The sequence below is a fragment of the Paenibacillus sp. 1-8 genome (genome assembly GCF_056316205.1).
On sequence record NZ_CM149995.1, the window covers coordinates 178,393 to 194,872 of the forward strand.

General features: G+C 49.2%; 10 protein-coding genes, 10 tRNA genes, 3 rRNA genes and 1 other RNA gene. All 24 read left to right on the plus strand.

Going from position 1 to position 16,480, the window contains the following annotated elements; translation table 11 throughout:
• Positions 1–149 precede the first annotated feature (149 nt).
• The gene (gene fba, locus AC0WRU_RS00740) at positions 150–1,004 is read left to right on the plus strand and encodes a class II fructose-1,6-bisphosphate aldolase (protein ID WP_025683193.1); all 855 of its coding nucleotides are present in this window, start codon (positions 150–152) and stop codon (positions 1,002–1,004) included.
• Between the two features lie 208 nt (positions 1,005–1,212).
• Positions 1,213–2,466, plus strand: a complete 1,254-nt coding sequence (locus AC0WRU_RS00745) for a UDP-N-acetylglucosamine 1-carboxyvinyltransferase (RefSeq protein WP_025683194.1) — start codon at positions 1,213–1,215, stop codon at positions 2,464–2,466.
• A 258-nt stretch (positions 2,467–2,724) separates the two neighbouring features.
• Positions 2,725–4,059 carry a transcription termination factor Rho gene (rho, locus tag AC0WRU_RS00750; protein WP_025683196.1) on the plus strand — a complete coding sequence of 445 codons (1,335 nt, stop codon included), beginning with the start codon at positions 2,725–2,727 and terminating at the stop codon, positions 4,057–4,059.
• 150 nt (positions 4,060–4,209) lie between these two features.
• A complete protein-coding gene (locus tag AC0WRU_RS00755; RefSeq protein WP_476126850.1) occupies positions 4,210–5,481 on the plus strand; it encodes a radical SAM family protein in 1,272 nt (423 codons plus the stop codon).
• 157 nt (positions 5,482–5,638) lie between these two features.
• A complete protein-coding gene (rpmE, locus tag AC0WRU_RS00760) occupies positions 5,639–5,836 on the plus strand; it encodes a 50S ribosomal protein L31 (protein WP_134911660.1) in 198 nt (65 codons plus the stop codon).
• 107 nt (positions 5,837–5,943) lie between these two features.
• An RNA gene (gene ffs, locus AC0WRU_RS00765) (signal recognition particle sRNA large type) lies at positions 5,944–6,210 on the plus strand.
• A gap of 157 nt (positions 6,211–6,367) precedes the next feature.
• Positions 6,368–8,122 (plus strand): DNA polymerase III subunit gamma/tau, encoded by a 1,755-nt coding sequence (gene dnaX, locus AC0WRU_RS00770; protein ID WP_476126851.1) that lies wholly within the window; start codon positions 6,368–6,370, stop codon positions 8,120–8,122.
• A gap of 45 nt (positions 8,123–8,167) precedes the next feature.
• Positions 8,168–8,479, plus strand: coding sequence for a YbaB/EbfC family nucleoid-associated protein (locus AC0WRU_RS00775; RefSeq protein WP_013308226.1), 312 nt, complete (start codon positions 8,168–8,170; stop codon positions 8,477–8,479).
• A gap of 26 nt (positions 8,480–8,505) precedes the next feature.
• Positions 8,506–9,105, plus strand: coding sequence for a recombination mediator RecR (gene recR / locus AC0WRU_RS00780; RefSeq protein WP_025683200.1), 600 nt, complete (start codon positions 8,506–8,508; stop codon positions 9,103–9,105).
• Positions 9,106–9,318: 213 nt separating this feature from the next.
• Complete coding sequence (locus AC0WRU_RS00785) at positions 9,319–9,630, plus strand: DUF2508 family protein (protein ID WP_025683201.1); 312 nt, start codon at positions 9,319–9,321, stop codon at positions 9,628–9,630.
• A complete protein-coding gene (locus tag AC0WRU_RS00790; RefSeq protein ID WP_025683202.1) occupies positions 9,627–9,902 on the plus strand; it encodes a pro-sigmaK processing inhibitor BofA family protein in 276 nt (91 codons plus the stop codon). Before AC0WRU_RS00785 ends, AC0WRU_RS00790 begins: the two co-directional genes overlap by 4 nt.
• 439 nt (positions 9,903–10,341) lie before the next feature.
• Positions 10,342–11,899, plus strand: a 16S ribosomal RNA gene (locus tag AC0WRU_RS00795).
• A gap of 118 nt (positions 11,900–12,017) precedes the next feature.
• Positions 12,018–12,134, plus strand: a 5S ribosomal RNA gene (gene rrf, locus AC0WRU_RS00800).
• Positions 12,135–12,172: 38 nt separating this feature from the next.
• A tRNA-Ile gene (locus AC0WRU_RS00805) sits at positions 12,173–12,249 on the plus strand.
• Positions 12,250–12,270: 21 nt separating this feature from the next.
• Positions 12,271–12,346 (plus strand) — tRNA-Ala (locus tag AC0WRU_RS00810).
• A gap of 264 nt (positions 12,347–12,610) precedes the next feature.
• Positions 12,611–15,538, plus strand: a 23S ribosomal RNA gene (locus AC0WRU_RS00815).
• The 16S, 23S and 5S rRNA genes sit together here with 10 tRNA genes alongside, the layout of an rRNA operon.
• 133 nt (positions 15,539–15,671) lie before the next feature.
• A tRNA-Ser gene (locus tag AC0WRU_RS00820) sits at positions 15,672–15,763 on the plus strand.
• A gap of 31 nt (positions 15,764–15,794) precedes the next feature.
• Positions 15,795–15,871, plus strand: a tRNA-Met gene (locus AC0WRU_RS00825).
• Positions 15,872–15,881: 10 nt separating this feature from the next.
• A tRNA-Val gene (locus tag AC0WRU_RS00830) sits at positions 15,882–15,957 on the plus strand.
• A gap of 4 nt (positions 15,958–15,961) precedes the next feature.
• Positions 15,962–16,037, plus strand: a tRNA-Thr gene (locus AC0WRU_RS00835).
• A gap of 16 nt (positions 16,038–16,053) precedes the next feature.
• Positions 16,054–16,130 (plus strand) — tRNA-Asp (locus AC0WRU_RS00840).
• 77 nt (positions 16,131–16,207) lie between these two features.
• Positions 16,208–16,280 (plus strand) — tRNA-Phe (locus AC0WRU_RS00845).
• Positions 16,281–16,289: 9 nt separating this feature from the next.
• A tRNA-Tyr gene (locus AC0WRU_RS00850) sits at positions 16,290–16,375 on the plus strand.
• Between the two features lie 7 nt (positions 16,376–16,382).
• Positions 16,383–16,455: transfer RNA gene (locus tag AC0WRU_RS00855), tRNA-Lys, on the plus strand.
• Positions 16,456–16,480 lie beyond the last annotated feature (25 nt).

Sequence of the window (16,480 nt, forward strand, 5' to 3'; positions counted from 1 at the left end):
TGAAAAAACGGCGTCCTGGGCGTGATTTTCGTATGTGTTGATGTGCAAAAGCTTGTTTAGTATTTAATATGGGTTGTGGTATAATAAGCCCGTATGTGATGTCGGCTAAAATATAGACAAACCCAAACACCCTTAGGAGGACTGTAACCATGCCATTGGTATCTATGACAGACATGTTGAACAAAGCACTTGAAGGAAAATACGCGGTAGGTCAGTACAACATTAACAATCTGGAGTGGACTCAAGCTATTCTGGGCGCTGCTGAAGAAGAAAAATCCCCGGTAATCCTGGGCGTATCTGAAGGCGCAGCACGTCACATGGGCGGTTTCTACACTGTTGTTAAAATGGTAGAAGGACTTATTCATGACATGAAGATTACGGTTCCGGTTGCGATCCATTTGGACCACGGTTCCAGCTTTGAAAAATGTAAAGAAGCCATTGATGCTGGTTTCACATCTGTTATGATTGACGATTCCCACAGCCCAATCGACAAAAATATTGAAACGACGAAAAAAGTCGTTGAATATGCACATTCCAAAGGCGTTTCCGTTGAAGCTGAAGTTGGAATGGTTGGCGGTCAAGAGGATGATGTTGTAGGTGACGTAATGTACGCGAAGCTTGACGACTGTCTGCGTATCGTTAACGAAACAGGTATCGACACACTGGCTCCTGCACTGGGTTCCGTTCACGGACCTTACAAAGGCGAGCCGAACCTTGGCTTCAAAGAAATGGAAGAGATCTGCAATGCAATCAAACTTCCACTCGTTCTGCATGGTGGTACTGGTATCCCAACGCATGACATCAAAAAAGCAATCTCGCTGGGAACTTCCAAAATCAATGTAAACACAGAGAACCAAATCGTGTTCGCGAAAGTGGTTCGTGAAGTGCTTGCTGAGAAACCGGATGCTTATGACCCACGTACATTTATCGCTCCAGGTCGTGAAGCGATTAAACAAACCGTTATCGGTAAAATCCGTGAGTTTGGTTCCAACAACCAAGCGTAAGAATAAGTTGATTTACCGTGCACCTGCATGGTTCAATGTATTTCTTGATTGTAATTGTATTTCTGCACAGAAGATTTGAATCTGTTCAGTTGAATAGTTTGGCTTGGAAAGCACACCGCTTAGCCGGTGTCTTTCCATTTTAACCACCAAAAAGTTGAAAGTTTATTATTTGACCGACTGCAAAACAAGTAGGGGGACCCTCAAGCTTATGGAAAAATTGATGATCACCGGTGGACGGCCGCTTCAAGGTACAGTTTCCATCAGCGGTGCCAAAAACAGTGCCATCGCCTTGATTCCCGCCGCCATTCTGGCAGAGTCGGAAGTCATTTTGGACAATTTGCCGCTGTTGAGTGATGTGGCGGTGTATTCCGAAATACTGGAGGAACTTGGTGCAACCGTTGCCTGGGAAGGCAGCCAGATGAGAATAGATCCATCCTCCATTAAATCCATTCCCATGCCGAATGGACCTGTTAAGAAATTACGAGCATCCTATTATATGATGGGAGCCATGCTAGGCAGATTCAAGGAAGCGATCATCGGTTTGCCAGGAGGGTGCAATTTTGAACCTCGGCCCATTGATCAGCATATCAAAGGTTTTGAAGCACTGGGTGCTACGGTTACGAACGAGCACGGTGCTATTCATTTGCATGCCAAAGAGCTGCGCGGTACCAAGATTTATTTGGATGTCAGCAGTGTAGGAGCTACGATTAACATTATGCTGGCGGCCGCACGTGCCAAAGGCGCCACAATTATCGAAAATGCGGCTAAAGAGCCTGAGATTATAGATGTAGCAACCTTGTTGAACTCCATGGGAGCCATTATTAAGGGCGCCGGAACGGAAACGATCCGGATTGAAGGCGTGTCCGAGCTACATGGCTGCCGTCACTCCATCATACCTGACCGCATACAAGCGGGCACATATATGATTGCTGCTGCGGCTACTCGTGGTAATGTTTTAATTGACAACGTAATTCCCAAGCATATGGAGGCCCTGACTGCAAAAATGCAGGAAATGGGTATCGGTATAGAGGAATATGACGAAAGTATTCGTGTTCTGGGCTCGCCTTCATATGAGCATGTTGATGTTAAAGCCTTAATTTACCCCGGCTTCGCCACAGACTTGCAATCTCCTATGACCAGCTTGCTTACGCAGGCGCAAGGAGTCAGTGTACTGAGCGATTTTGTGTATAGCAATCGTTTTAAACACGTCCCTGAACTTGTGCGAATGGGGGCTAAAATCCGCGTGGAAGGTCGTTCGGCTATTATTGAGGGCGGCAAGCTAAATGCGGCTAAAGTCAAAGCGGCCGATCTGCGTGCTGGTGCTGCGCTTGTCATTGCCGGACTTACGGTAAGTGAAGGCGTAACCGAGGTGTCAGGTGTCGAATACATCGACCGTGGTTATGATCATCTCGTCTCCAATCTGCGTCTTTTGGGCGCGGACGTATGGCGGCAGACAGAATAACAAGCTTCTTACATTTTTTGAACATCCGGAACGGATGAACAATAGAATGGATAGGCTCTATGCAGCCGTTGCATGATACAAGATATAGGTTCATACCTAACAATCTTTTATCGGAAAACCGGAATAATTCGGTATAATCCAAGCAGACGGCTGCATAACTTTATTTGTTTTGGTTAAAATTATGTTAATGGTGTTTATGATGTCATTGTCTATCATTTAGTTTTGAATGGACTTAATAATTGAATAGGTGGTTATTATATGGATCTGCAAATTTCCGATCTGGAAGAAATGAAGCTGACCGATCTGTACAAGCTGGCCAAGCAATACCAGATCCCGTACTACGGAACGCTCAAGAAGAAAGAATTAGTTTTTGCCATCCTGCGTGCACAAGCCGAGAAGAGCGGATTGATGTTTATGCAGGGGGTTCTGGAAATACTTCCTGAAGGGTACGGCTTTCTGAGGCCGATTAATTATCTCCCGAGTACCGAAGATATTTACATCTCTGCTTCACAAATCCGCAAGTTTGACTTGAGAACGGGCGATCTAGTATCCGGTAAATGCCGGACTCCGAAAGAAAATGAACGTTATTTTGGATTGCTTCAAGTTAACGCCGTCAATGGAAGAAGTCCTGAACAAGCTGCTGAGCGGCTACACTTTCCCGCACTGACTGCACTTTATCCACAAACCAAGTTAGTTCTTGAAACTACCCCCAATAATTTGTCTACGAGAATAATGGATATATTGGCCCCTGTCGGACTTGGACAGCGTGGACTCATTGTGGCACCTCCCAAAGCTGGTAAGACACTTCTCCTCAAAGAAATTGCCAATAGCATTTCTACCAACAATCCCGAGATTGAGCTGTTTGTCTTGTTGATTGATGAACGTCCGGAAGAAGTGACCGACATGCAGCGTTCTGTTAAAGGTGAAGTTGTTGCTTCCACTTTTGATGAACTGCCTGAGAACCATATCAAGGTAGTGGAATTGGTTCTAGAGCGTGCCCTTCGCCTCGTAGAGCATAAAAAAGACGTGGTTATCCTGTTGGATAGCATTACTCGTCTTGCGCGTGCCTACAACCTGGTTATTCCAGCTTCCGGTCGTACGCTTAGTGGGGGTATTGATCCAGGGGCCTTCCACCGTCCAAAACGTTTTTTTGGTGCGGCGCGGAATGTGGAAGAGGGTGGAAGTCTTACCATTTTGGCCACGGCGCTCATTGATACGGGATCGCGGATGGATGACATTATCTATGAAGAGTTTAAAAGTACAGGCAATATGGAGCTTCATTTGGACCGCAAGCTTGCGGAACGCCGCATATTCCCGGCTATTGATATTCGTCGCTCCGGTACCCGGCGTGAGGAAATGTTGTTAGGCAAGGAAGAATTGGATACCATTTGGGCCATTCGTAAAAATATGACGGAAAGCCACGATTTTGTGGAAGGCTTCCTAAAAAAGTTACGTAACAGCAGCAACAACGCAGAGTTTTTGGCCTCGTTTGATACAACGGCACCGTCCAGTGGATCACAAAGCAGCTCAAGCACTCCGCAACGGAGAACCACGCGTTCCACCGCAGCATCGGTTCCAGCTTCAACCAACTAAAGCCAGCAATATAACTACCCTCAATAACAATGATCAGCCTATGGATAAACGTAATTTCCACGATAGGTATTTGTCTGTTCCTCAAGCACGCAGCCGTCACGGTTCGAATTGTTTCAGGCGTGCGCTTGACGGAACGAAAGGAGCTCTACAATGTATTTGGTGTATGCCGACGAAAAAGGCAATGTATATGATCATGCTTCTTTGTTTGGGCTTGCCCGCAGTGCGGACATGATTGTCGAAATCATGGAAGACGAGCTTATTCCGCTACCGGAAGGAGCTACGCTGGTAAGTCTGCCCAACACACGCCCGGTTGGTATGAACCCTGAATCCGGGGAAATGGTTTCCTTGCCAGGCGATATGCAGGCAGTGGGGGCCTTGTTACCTCAAGGCTTTACACGCTTGTGCCTGCCAGGGTATGTGAAGACCGATAAGGAGTATAAGCTCCCCTTGTTCGGCTATTCGGCCGTGGTCTGGAAAGATGGAGCCTTCTATGTAACGGCAGAGCGGAGTGATAATCCGTCTAAATGGAATCCGGAAAACTGTGACCGCCACGAGGTGAAACAGGGCGTGCAGCGGATGACAGAGCAGTACCCGGAAAATCGGCTGTACCAACATTTGTCCAACTGTGCATTAGGCTATGAGTGTCTTACTTCCTCGAACACGTTCCTGAATCGCTGGGAGGGTGGAGTTCCGGTATCTTATTCTTGTAATGCCGGATGCTTTGGCTGCATATCCGAACAGCCGGATGACAGTGGTTTTGTATCCCCTCAGACGAGAATGAACTTCCGCCCTCGTGTCGATGAGATTGTGGAAGTCATGCTGGAGCATTTGAAAACACCGGAGTCCATTATTAGCTTTGGCCAAGGGTGTGAAGGGGAGCCTTCTACTCAAGCCAAGTTGATTATTGATTCGATCAAAGAGGTCCGTTCCGTTACAGATATGGGATACATTAATATCAATACGAATGCAGGCTTGAACGATCATATCCGGGGTATTGTAGATGCCGGGCTTGATCTGATGCGGGTCAGCACGATTAGCGCACTGGACGACCACTACAATGCGTATTACAAGCCGCGTGGCTACACGTTAGCCAATGTGGAAAAATCACTTCGTTATGCTTCCGAGCAAGGTGTATATACGTCGATTAACTATTTGATTTTTCCGGGTGTGACAGACCGTGAGGAAGAAATCGAAGCGATGATTGAGTTTGCCAAACGCACCAAGCTCAAGCTTATTCAGATGCGCAACCTGAATATTGATCCTGAAAGCTATCTGGAGCTGATTCCACCTGCCCAGGGAGAGATTCTTGGTATGAAGCAAATGCTTGAGATTTACCGGGAGGAACTGCCTGATGTTGTTATCGGGTCCTACACCCACGTACCGCCTCAAGGGCTGGCGCGTCCCAAATTTGCCAAGGCCTAAAACGGTCAATAGCGGGTTGAACTACACTTGTTTTACGCCATTTTTGGATACACAAAAGAGTTGTTGAAACGCTCATATCCAGGTGCTATAATGTGAACATGTGTTCATACAACTCTGGGCTGATAGGACGTTCAGGGCGGAAAGAGGTGAAAGTTCAATGCAACAAGCTATTCAACCGAAATTTAACGTAACTAATGTCACTTGTGCTTGCGGAAATACGTTCGAAACCGGTTCTGTGAAAGGTTCTCTGCGCGTGGAGATTTGCTCCGCTTGCCACCCATTCTTCACAGGGAAGCAGAAATTCCTTGATGCTGGCGGCCGTGTGGATCGTTTCAAGAAGAAATACGGTATCTAATCGATTACCGCAGGTTATAAAGTTATTAGAGCCTTCTGCTATTGCAGAGGGCTCTTTTTGTTGTGGATGTTTGCATTTTGTGCGGCCTTGAGATATACTTATTTTCACCGTGCTAGATGGGGAGGTAGCGGTGCCCTGTAACTCGCAATCCGCTATAGCGAGGTTGAATTCCTGTTAGAGGTGTTGTTGATGTGAGGCTGGTCCCTGCGCACAATGTTGACGGTTGGGTCCTCCGCAATGAGTACTTGTGAACCTGGTCAGGTCCGGAAGGAAGCAGCCATAAGCAGGTCCACTCTTGTGCCGGAGGGTGGCCTAGCCCGAGTTGTTGTTCAGGATTGCCGCTCGGATCACAACGATCAATAACAGGTGCACGGTATATATTGGGAATTAGAACATCTTGGCAGTCATTGCGAAGATGTTTTTTTGTGTTTATAAATTGGAAGGTGTCCGGTTTAGATTCGGACGGGAGTATAGTATAATGAAGTGAACATTAATGTTCATGAAAGTGAATGGGAAAGAGGGTAACGCGCATTGGAACATATAGCGTTGTACCGTGCTTGGCGGCCTCAGTCGTTCAAGGACATGGTAGGACAACAGCATATTATCCAGACATTGCAGAATGCCATCCGCGAAAATCGCACGTCCCATGCCTACCTGTTCAGCGGTCCGCGAGGAACGGGTAAGACGAGTGCCGCCAAAATTTTGGCCAAGGCAATTAACTGTGAGCATGGACCGGCGCCGGAGCCTTGCAACGAATGCGAAGCCTGTAAACGGATCACGGCGGGAGCGGTCATGGATGTACAGGAGATTGACGCAGCCTCCAACCGGGGCGTTGAAGAGATTCGTGATTTGCGCGATAAAGTCAAATATGCGCCGACGGAAGTACGGCACAAGGTTTATATCATCGATGAAGTGCACATGCTGACGACGGAAGCGTTCAATGCGTTGCTTAAGACGCTGGAAGAGCCGCCGCCACACGTGATGTTCATATTGGCTACGACAGAACCGCACCGGATTCCAGCGACGATCATTTCGCGTTGTCAGCGTTTTGACTTCCGGCGGGTATCGCTAGAGGAGCAGACAGAACGGCTTGACCTTATATGTCGACAGGAGAACATAGAGGCTGATTCGGACGCATTACAATACATTGCGCGTCTGTCAGATGGCGGAATGCGGGATGCACTTAGCGTTCTGGATCAGATATCTTCGTTTACAGACGGTCGGGTTACTTATCAGCAAGTGCTGGATATGACGGGAGGTATTGCGTCTGAACAATTCGGTAAGCTTGCCTTGGCATTGCTGAAAGAAGATGTCGGCACAGTACTTCAAATGATTGAGAACTTTATGCAAGAAGGTAAAAGCGCAGATAAATGCATGGAAAATCTGCTGTACTATTTCAGGGATCTGCTTATGATTAAGATGGTGCCGCAGGCAACTAAAATGACAGAGCGCGTGCTGGAGCCGGAGCAGTTCAAGGAAGTGGCAGAAGCTTTTACCAAGGAGCAGCTCTTTAGCATGATTGACACGCTTAATCGCTATCAGAGCGAGATGAAGTATGCCGTTCAGCCGCAAACCTTGTTTGAGGTAGCTCTATTGAAGTTGTGCAGCATTCCTGGGCAAGCTGGAGCTGCTGCTCAGCCGACCGCACAGCATTCCGGCGCTGCTGCTGCCAACCAAGAAGATGTAGCCGTTTTGAAGCGCCAGCTTGCCGAGCTGGAGAAGAAGCTGGAACGTGCGTTGCAAGGCGGATTGGCTGCCGGGGCAGGGCAGGATGCATCGTCGGGGAGCCGTCAGGCCCCCGGAGGGCGCGCTCCCGCTCCGCGGATTTCTGCGCCAGCCAAGCTCCCTTCCCAGTTGGATCGCTATATCGCCGAGAAGTCGGGAGAGGCATTTGCGGCTGCGGGGCGTAAGTGGAGCCAAATTTTGCAGGGAGTCAAAGAAGCGAAAGTCACAGTTCATGCATGGTTTATGGACGGCGAGCCTGTGTCTGTATTAGAGGATAGCGTGCTCGTGGCGTTTAAGAATAACATTCACCGTGAAACTACTGAAAAGCCTGCCAACAAGCAGGTCATTGAGAAGGTTCTGCACGAACAGTTGGGCCATCCCTATCGTCTGGTGACGATGATGCAAAAGGATTGGAATGCTGCGATTGAAGGAGTTCCCGACCAGCCTGCCGAAGAATTCCAACTGGAGCAGGAGCTTGACGTGCCGGGAAAGTCCAAGGAGCCCTGGATTGATGAGGCTATTGAACTTTTTGGGGAAGATCTGGTAGTTATAAAGGATTAAAATCAAAGTGTCTGGATGTATACTTCATTAAAGGAGATGATTGAAATGAACAATATGAACCAAATGATGAAGCAAGTGAAAAAAATGCAGGAGCAAATGCTGAAAGCCCAAGAGGAGCTTGGCGGAAAAGTAATTGAAGGTACTTCCGGTGGCGGTGTTGTGACTGTAGAGGTAAACGGACATAAAAAAGTGCTTTCCATCACCATCAAACCGGAGGCTGTAGATCCTGATGATGTGGAAATGCTGCAAGATCTCGTGTTGACTGCGGTCAACGATGCTTTGTCCAAAGCAGATGAACTGGCTAATGATGATATGGGTAAATTTACAGGCGGTATGAAGATTCCAGGCTTGTTCTAGACTGTGCATAAAGGAGAAACACACTATTGTATTATCCGGAGCCGATTGCAAAGCTGATTGATGCATTTACGCGTCTGCCGGGAGTGGGGCCGAAGACGGCTGCCCGGTTGGCTTTTCACGTACTGAAAATGAAGGAAGACGATGTGATTGATTTTGCCAAAGCGCTGGTCAATGTGAAACGCAATCTTCACTTCTGTTCCGTCTGCGGCAATATTACGGACACGGACCCTTGTCGGATCTGTCAGGATAAGACGAGGGATGCTTCCGTCATTTGTGTTGTTCAGGATTCCAAGGATCTGGTAGCTATGGAGCGCACCAAGGAGTTTAACGGATTTTACCATGTGCTTCATGGGGCAATCTCTCCTATGGAGGGAATTGGTCCTGAGGATATCAAGCTCAAGGAATTATTGAACAGACTTAGTGATGAACGCATCAAAGAGCTGATCTTGGCTACGAATCCGAACATTGAAGGAGAAGCGACGGCCATGTACATTTCCAGGCTGGTACGTCCTTTTGAAATCAAGGTTACTCGTATTGCTCACGGATTGCCGGTAGGCGGGGATTTGGAGTATGCCGATGAGGTAACACTGTCCAAAGCGCTGGAAGGCCGCAGAGAGCTGAACTAATAAGTACATGTATATGTTATAGATATTTTTAGTGTCGATAAATCGTATGGATTGTCTCGACACAATGGGGAGCCGTTATGGCTCCTTTTTATTTTGTGATGATAGGGCTGGTATGGGCAGTTCTTGTTCTAAGTTTGTCCTCTGTTAAATAAGTATGAATAAGGTAGTCTTACAGACTGTGCACATAATTCAGCTTGTGAGGAGGATGAATGGATGTGGGAACGGGTGAAGCAAAATTTTCGTCGACAAGAGCACGGCAAATCGGAGGCAGAGTATCGTCAGGAGTTGTTTGCTCAGATTCGGGCTTCGCACGCAGAATGGTTAAGAGCGCATCGGTTATTTCATGAAGCTACAGGCGAGGACGAAATCGACTATGCTATTTTTGTTCTGGAAGCTGCGGAGCGTAAATATCAGATACATTTAAAATGTGCCAAACAGCAAGGGTTACATCGTTTCCACCTGCCCGCAGACGAACCGGGGTATGCCAATGACGCAGACCGTGTTCATAAACGGAGGGCCGAATGAGAGGTGCTGTCTGGCTTGTTCTGATTGCTTGCGTTGTGGTGCTGTCATATCTAATCCTCAAAAAACGTCTGGGTATCGGCTGGCTTACTGTATTTGGAGCACATATGGCTCTGGCGGCAATTGCACTGTATGTCATTAATTATTCGGGTTGGGTCACGCAGGTGTATATCCCGATTAATCCGGTAACGATGGGAGCCGTAACGGTTTTGGGAGTGCCTGGAATCGCGCTTTTACTGGGATTGAAAATGATATTGTTTGGACAGGCAATGTGAGTGTGTATAGAGTTTAATCAAGGAAAAGGATTGATTGTATGTGAGCTTTCGCGTAAGGGCAAAGCAAAATATGCTTTTGTTTTAAAATATAGTTGACGACCAATTCAATTATATGATACATTAATTCTCGGCCCTTAAAGCCCGGGAATTTTTTTGTGAGAACAACGCTGAAATGAAATTGAAAAATAATTTTAAAAAAGTGTTGACTTAAATCCCGAATGTATGTTATATTAATCAAGTCGCCGCTGAGATGCGGTGGTGAAACAAAGCAAGAGAATATGAAGGTTTGATCTTTGAAAACTGAACAACGAGTGAGTGAACCGCGAAGGTTTCGGACATGCTGTAAGGCTGAACGGAGCTGGAGCAAAAAGAGATATTTTATCTCGTCAGTTTCAAAATGAGCATATCGCTCTTTCTATAAACCAATCTCGGTTGGTCTTTAATGGAGAGTTTGATCCTGGCTCAGGACGAACGCTGGCGGCGTGCCTAATACATGCAAGTCGAGCGGGGTTATGTTAGAAGCTTGCTTCTAACATAACTTAGCGGCGGACGGGTGAGTAACACGTAGGCAACCTGCCTATCAGACTGGGATAACTACCGGAAACGGTAGCTAATACCGGATACATCCTTTCCCTGCATGGGGAGGGGAGGAAAGACGGAGCAATCTGTCACTGATGGATGGGCCTGCGGCGCATTAGCTAGTTGGTGGGGTAAAGGCCTACCAAGGCGACGATGCGTAGCCGACCTGAGAGGGTGATCGGCCACACTGGGACTGAGACACGGCCCAGACTCCTACGGGAGGCAGCAGTAGGGAATCTTCCGCAATGGGCGAAAGCCTGACGGAGCAACGCCGCGTGAGTGATGAAGGTTTTCGGATCGTAAAGCTCTGTTGCCAGGGAAGAACGTCTTGTAGAGTAACTGCTACAAGAGTGACGGTACCTGAGAAGAAAGCCCCGGCTAACTACGTGCCAGCAGCCGCGGTAATACGTAGGGGGCAAGCGTTGTCCGGAATTATTGGGCGTAAAGCGCGCGCAGGCGGCTCTTTAAGTCTGGTGTTTAATCCCGAGGCTCAACTTCGGGTCGCACTGGAAACTGGGGAGCTTGAGTGCAGAAGAGGAGAGTGGAATTCCACGTGTAGCGGTGAAATGCGTAGATATGTGGAGGAACACCAGTGGCGAAGGCGACTCTCTGGGCTGTAACTGACGCTGAGGCGCGAAAGCGTGGGGAGCAAACAGGATTAGATACCCTGGTAGTCCACGCCGTAAACGATGAATGCTAGGTGTTAGGGGTTTCGATACCCTTGGTGCCGAAGTTAACACATTAAGCATTCCGCCTGGGGAGTACGGTCGCAAGACTGAAACTCAAAGGAATTGACGGGGACCCGCACAAGCAGTGGAGTATGTGGTTTAATTCGAAGCAACGCGAAGAACCTTACCAGGTCTTGACATCCCCCTGATCGGTCTAGAGATAGACCTTTCCTTCGGGACAGGGGAGACAGGTGGTGCATGGTTGTCGTCAGCTCGTGTCGTGAGATGTTGGGTTAAGTCCCGCAACGAGCGCAACCCTTATGCTTAGTTGCCAGCAGGTCAAGCTGGGCACTCTAAGCAGACTGCCGGTGACAAACCGGAGGAAGGTGGGGATGACGTCAAATCATCATGCCCCTTATGACCTGGGCTACACACGTACTACAATGGCCGGTACAACGGGAAGCGAAAGAGCGATCTGGAGCGAATCCTAGAAAAGCCGGTCTCAGTTCGGATTGCAGGCTGCAACTCGCCTGCATGAAGTCGGAATTGCTAGTAATCGCGGATCAGCATGCCGCGGTGAATACGTTCCCGGGTCTTGTACACACCGCCCGTCACACCACGAGAGTTTACAACACCCGAAGTCGGTGGGGTAACCCGCAAGGGAGCCAGCCGCCGAAGGTGGGGTAGATGATTGGGGTGAAGTCGTAACAAGGTAGCCGTATCGGAAGGTGCGGCTGGATCACCTCCTTTCTATGGAGAATCGTTTCCTGCAATGGAAACATTCAAATATGAAGCGTAAGCTTCAAAACTCAGGTTTAGGCCTGTTACTCACTCGTTGCTCAGTTTTGAGAGCTCAAACTCTCAAACGTTTGGTGGCGATAGCGGAGGGGTTCCACACGTACCCATCCCGAACACGACCGTTAAGCCCTCCAGCGCCGATGGTACTTGGACCGCAGGGTCCTGGGAGAGTAGGACGTCGCCAAGCGCAACCACTAAAGAAGAATTTCTTTGGTGGTTTATTATGGGCCCTTAGCTCAGCTGGTTAGAGCGCACCCCTGATAAGGGTGAGGTCGGTGGTTCGAGTCCACTAGGGCCCACCATATAACTTTATATCACTTTTTGGGGCCATAGCTCAGCTGGGAGAGCGCCTGCCTTGCAAGCAGGAGGTCAGCGGTTCGATCCCGCTTGGCTCCACCAATTACAACTTCATCAAAAAACTGCATGATGATCATCCACTCTTCGGAGTTGGATCGATAATCACACAGGCTACAGTTTCGATGAAACTGTATTGCACCTTGAAAACTGGATACCGAAACGAAATTGCGTTTTAGAATATTCCTTTACGCTGATCTTGTGTAAACAAGTGAAATAAAGGTAGCAGGTAAGGAAAGATATTTTGCCTTTGGCAAAAATCACTCTTTATCGAACATCGACATTTTCTTTCTATGAAAGAAAAGTCTAGGTTAAGCTACAAAGAGCACACGGAGGATGCCTAGGCGCCAGGAGCCGACGAAGGACGTGGCGAACAACGATAAAGCCTCGGGGAGCTGTAAGCAAGCTTTGATCCGGGGATGTCCGAATGGGGAAACCCGGCTGTCTTCATCGACAGTCACTTTCTGCTGAATACATAGGCAGAACAGAGGCATACCAGGGGAACTGAAACATCTAAGTACCCTGAGGAAGAGAAAACAATAGTGATTCCGTCAGTAGCGGCGAGCGAACGCGGATTAGCCCAAACCAAGGAGCTTGCTCCTTGGGGTTGTGGGACGTCTCACATGGAGTTACAAAGGAATCGGTTAGATGAAGAGGTCTGGAAAGGCCCGCCAGAGAAGGTAAAAGCCCTGTAATTCAAAACCTGTTCCCTCCGAGACGGATCCCGAGTAGTGCGGGGCACGTGAAACCCCGTATGAATCCGGCAGGACCATCTGCCAAGGCTAAATACTCCCTGGCGACCGATAGTGAAGCAGTACCGTGAGGGAAAGGTGAAAAGCACCCCGGAAGGGGAGTGAAATAGATCCTGAAACCGTGTGCTTACAAGAAGTCAGAGCCCGATCTATGGGTGATGGCGTGCCTTTTGTAGAATGAACCGGCGAGTTACGTTCCCGTGCAAGGTTAAGGTGAAGAGCTGAAGCCGCAGCGAAAGCGAGTCTGAATAGGGCGACTTAGTACGTGGACGTAGACCCGAAACCGGGTGATCTACCCCTGTCCAGGGTGAAGGTGCGGTAACACGCACTGGAGGCCCGAACCCACGCATGTTGAAAAATGCGGGGATGAGGTGGGGGTAGCGGAGAAATTCCAATCGAACCCGGAGATAGCTGGTTCTCCCCGAAATAGCTTTAGGGCTAGCCTCGGAATAAGAGTCGTGGAGGTAGAGCACTGATTGGGTGCGGGGCCCGCAAGGGTTACCAAGCTCAGTCAAACTCCGAATGCCATAGACTTAGTTCCGGGAGTCAGACAGTGAGTGCTAAGATCCATTGTCGAAAGGGAAACAGCCCAGACCATCAGCTAAGGTCCCCAAGTGTGTGTTAAGTGGGAAAGGATGTGGAGTTGCACAGACAACCAGGATGTTGGCTTAGAAGCAGCCACCATTGAAAGAGTGCGTAATAGCTCACTGGTCGAGTGACTCTGCGCCGAAAATGTAACGGGGCTAAACACGCCACCGAAGCTATGGCTTGATATTTAGGTATCAGGGGTAGGGGAGCGTTGAATGCGGGTTGAAGGTGTACCGTAAGGAGCGCTGGACTGCATTCAAGTGAGAATGCCGGTATGAGTAACGAAAAGATCTGTGAGAATCAGATCCGCCGAAAGCCTAAGGGTTCCTGAGGAAGGTTCGTCCGCTCAGGGTAAGTCGGGACCTAAGGCGAGGCCGATAGGCGTAGTCGAAGGACAACAGGTCGAAATTCCTGTACCACCGTAATCCGTTATGAGCGATGGGGTGACGCAGTAGGGTAGTGACGCGGACTGATGGATGTCCGTCTAAGCAGTGAGGCTGATGTGTAGGCAAATCCGCACATCGTAAGGCTGGGCTGTGATGGGGAGCGAAAATTGTAGTAGCGAAGGTCATGATCTCAGACTGCCAAGAAAAGCCTCTAGCCAGGAGAAGGTGCCCGTACCGCAAACCGACACAGGTAGGCGAGAAGAGAATTCTAAGGCGCGCGGAAGAACTCTCGTTAAGGAACTCGGCAAAATGACCCCGTAACTTCGGGAGAAGGGGTGCCTCGGTAGGGTGAATAGCCCGAGGGGGCCGCAGTGAAAAGGCCCAAGCGACTGTTTAGCAAAAACACAGGTCTGTGCGAAGCCGCAAGGCGAAGTATACGGGCTGACGCCTGCCCGGTGCTGGAAGGTTAAGGGGAGTGGTAAGTCCTTCGGGGCGAAGCTATGAACCGAAGCCCCAGTAAACGGCGGCCGTAACTATAACGGTCCTAAGGTAGCGAAATTCCTTGTCAGGTAAATTCTGACCCGCACGAATGGCGTAACGACTTGGGCGCTGTCTCAACGAGAGATCCGGTGAAATTTTAATACCTGTGAAGATGCAGGTTACCCGCGACAAGACGGAAAGACCCCATGGAGCTTTACTGCAGCTTGATATTGAATTTGGGTACGATCTGTACAGGATAGGTGGGAGCCTAAGAGACTTGAGCGCCAGCTTGAGAGGAGGCATCCTTGGGATACCACCCTGATCGTATCTAGGTTCTAACTTGGTACCGTGATCCGGTACGAGGACAGTGTCAGGTGGGCAGTTTGACTGGGGCGGTCGCCTCCTAAAGAGTAACGGAGGCGCCCCAAGGTTCCCTCAGAATGGTTGGAAATCATTCGAAGAGTGCAAAGGCAGAAGGGAGCTTGACTGCGAGACCTACAAGTCGAGCAGGGACGAAAGTCGGGCTTAGTGATCCGGTGGTACCGCATGGAAGGGCCATCGCTCAACGGATAAAAGCTACCCTGGGGATAACAGGCTTATCTCCCCCAAGAGTCCACATCGACGGGGAGGTTTGGCACCTCGATGTCGGCTCATCGCATCCTGGGGCTGAAGTAGGTCCCAAGGGTTGGGCTGTTCGCCCATTAAAGCGGTACGCGAGCTGGGTTCAGAACGTCGTGAGACAGTTCGGTCCCTATCTGTCGTGGGCGTAGGAAATTTGAGAGGAGCTGTCCTTAGTACGAGAGGACCGGGATGGACGTACCGCTGGTGTACCAGTTGTTCCGCCAGGAGCACCGCTGGGTAGCTATGTACGGAAGGGATAAGCGCTGAAAGCATCTAAGCGTGAAGCCCCCCTCAAGATGAGATTTCCCAGTATGTAAGACCCCTTGAAGACGACGAGGTAGATAGGTTGGGGGTGGAAGTGCAGTAATGCATGGAGCTGACCAATACTAATCGGTCGAGGGCTTATCCTAAGAATAGGACGCAATGGAGTTTCGGATTCAGTTTTCAGGGTGTAACACCTTGAAATTACGCTTGGTATTCTATTTCACTATGGTGATATATAGAGTAACGCGCGGAATTTTTGCTAAGTGAGTCCATTTATATGGAGAGATACCCAAGTGGCTATAAGGGGACCCTCTGCTAAGGGGTTAGACTGCGAAAGTGGTGCGAGGGTTCGAATCCCTCTCTCTCCGCCATTTAGGACAAGCTGGCGAAATATTATGTTATGGCGGTGTAGCTCAGCTGGCTAGAGCGTACGGTTCATACCCGTGAGGTCGGGGGTTCGATCCCCTCCGCCGCTACCATACATACCCAGGAGGCTTAGCTCAGCTGGGAGAGCATCTGCCTTACAAGCAGAGGGTCGGGGGTTCGATCCCCTCAGCCTCCACCATTGTGCCGGTGTAGCTCAACTGGTAGAGCAACTGACTTGTAATCAGTAGGTTGGGGGTTCAAGTCCTCTCGCCGGCACCATTTTTGAAAAATCCAGGGAACTGTGGTGTAGAGGCCTAACATGCCTGCCTGTCACGCAGGAGATCGCGGGTTCGAATCCCGTCAGTTCCGCCATTTTTCAATATGATAGTTTTACGTACTAAAGTGGGAAGGGGTATCCCTCCGCACTTTATTTTTTTGTTAGTGGATATGGCTCGGTAGCTCAGTCGGTAGAGCAGAGGACTGAAAATCCTCGTGTCGGCGGTTCGATTCCGTCCCGAGCCACCTTTATATGGAGGATTAGCGAAGTGGCCAAACGCATCAGACTGTAAATCTGCTCCCTTACGGGTTCGGTGGTTCGAATCCATCATCCTCCACCAGTTTTATGAGCCATTAGCTCAGTTGGTAGAGCACCTGACTTTTAATCAGGGTGTCGAAGGTTCGAGTCCTTCATGGCTCATCGAAAGTCATCAACTTATAGTTGA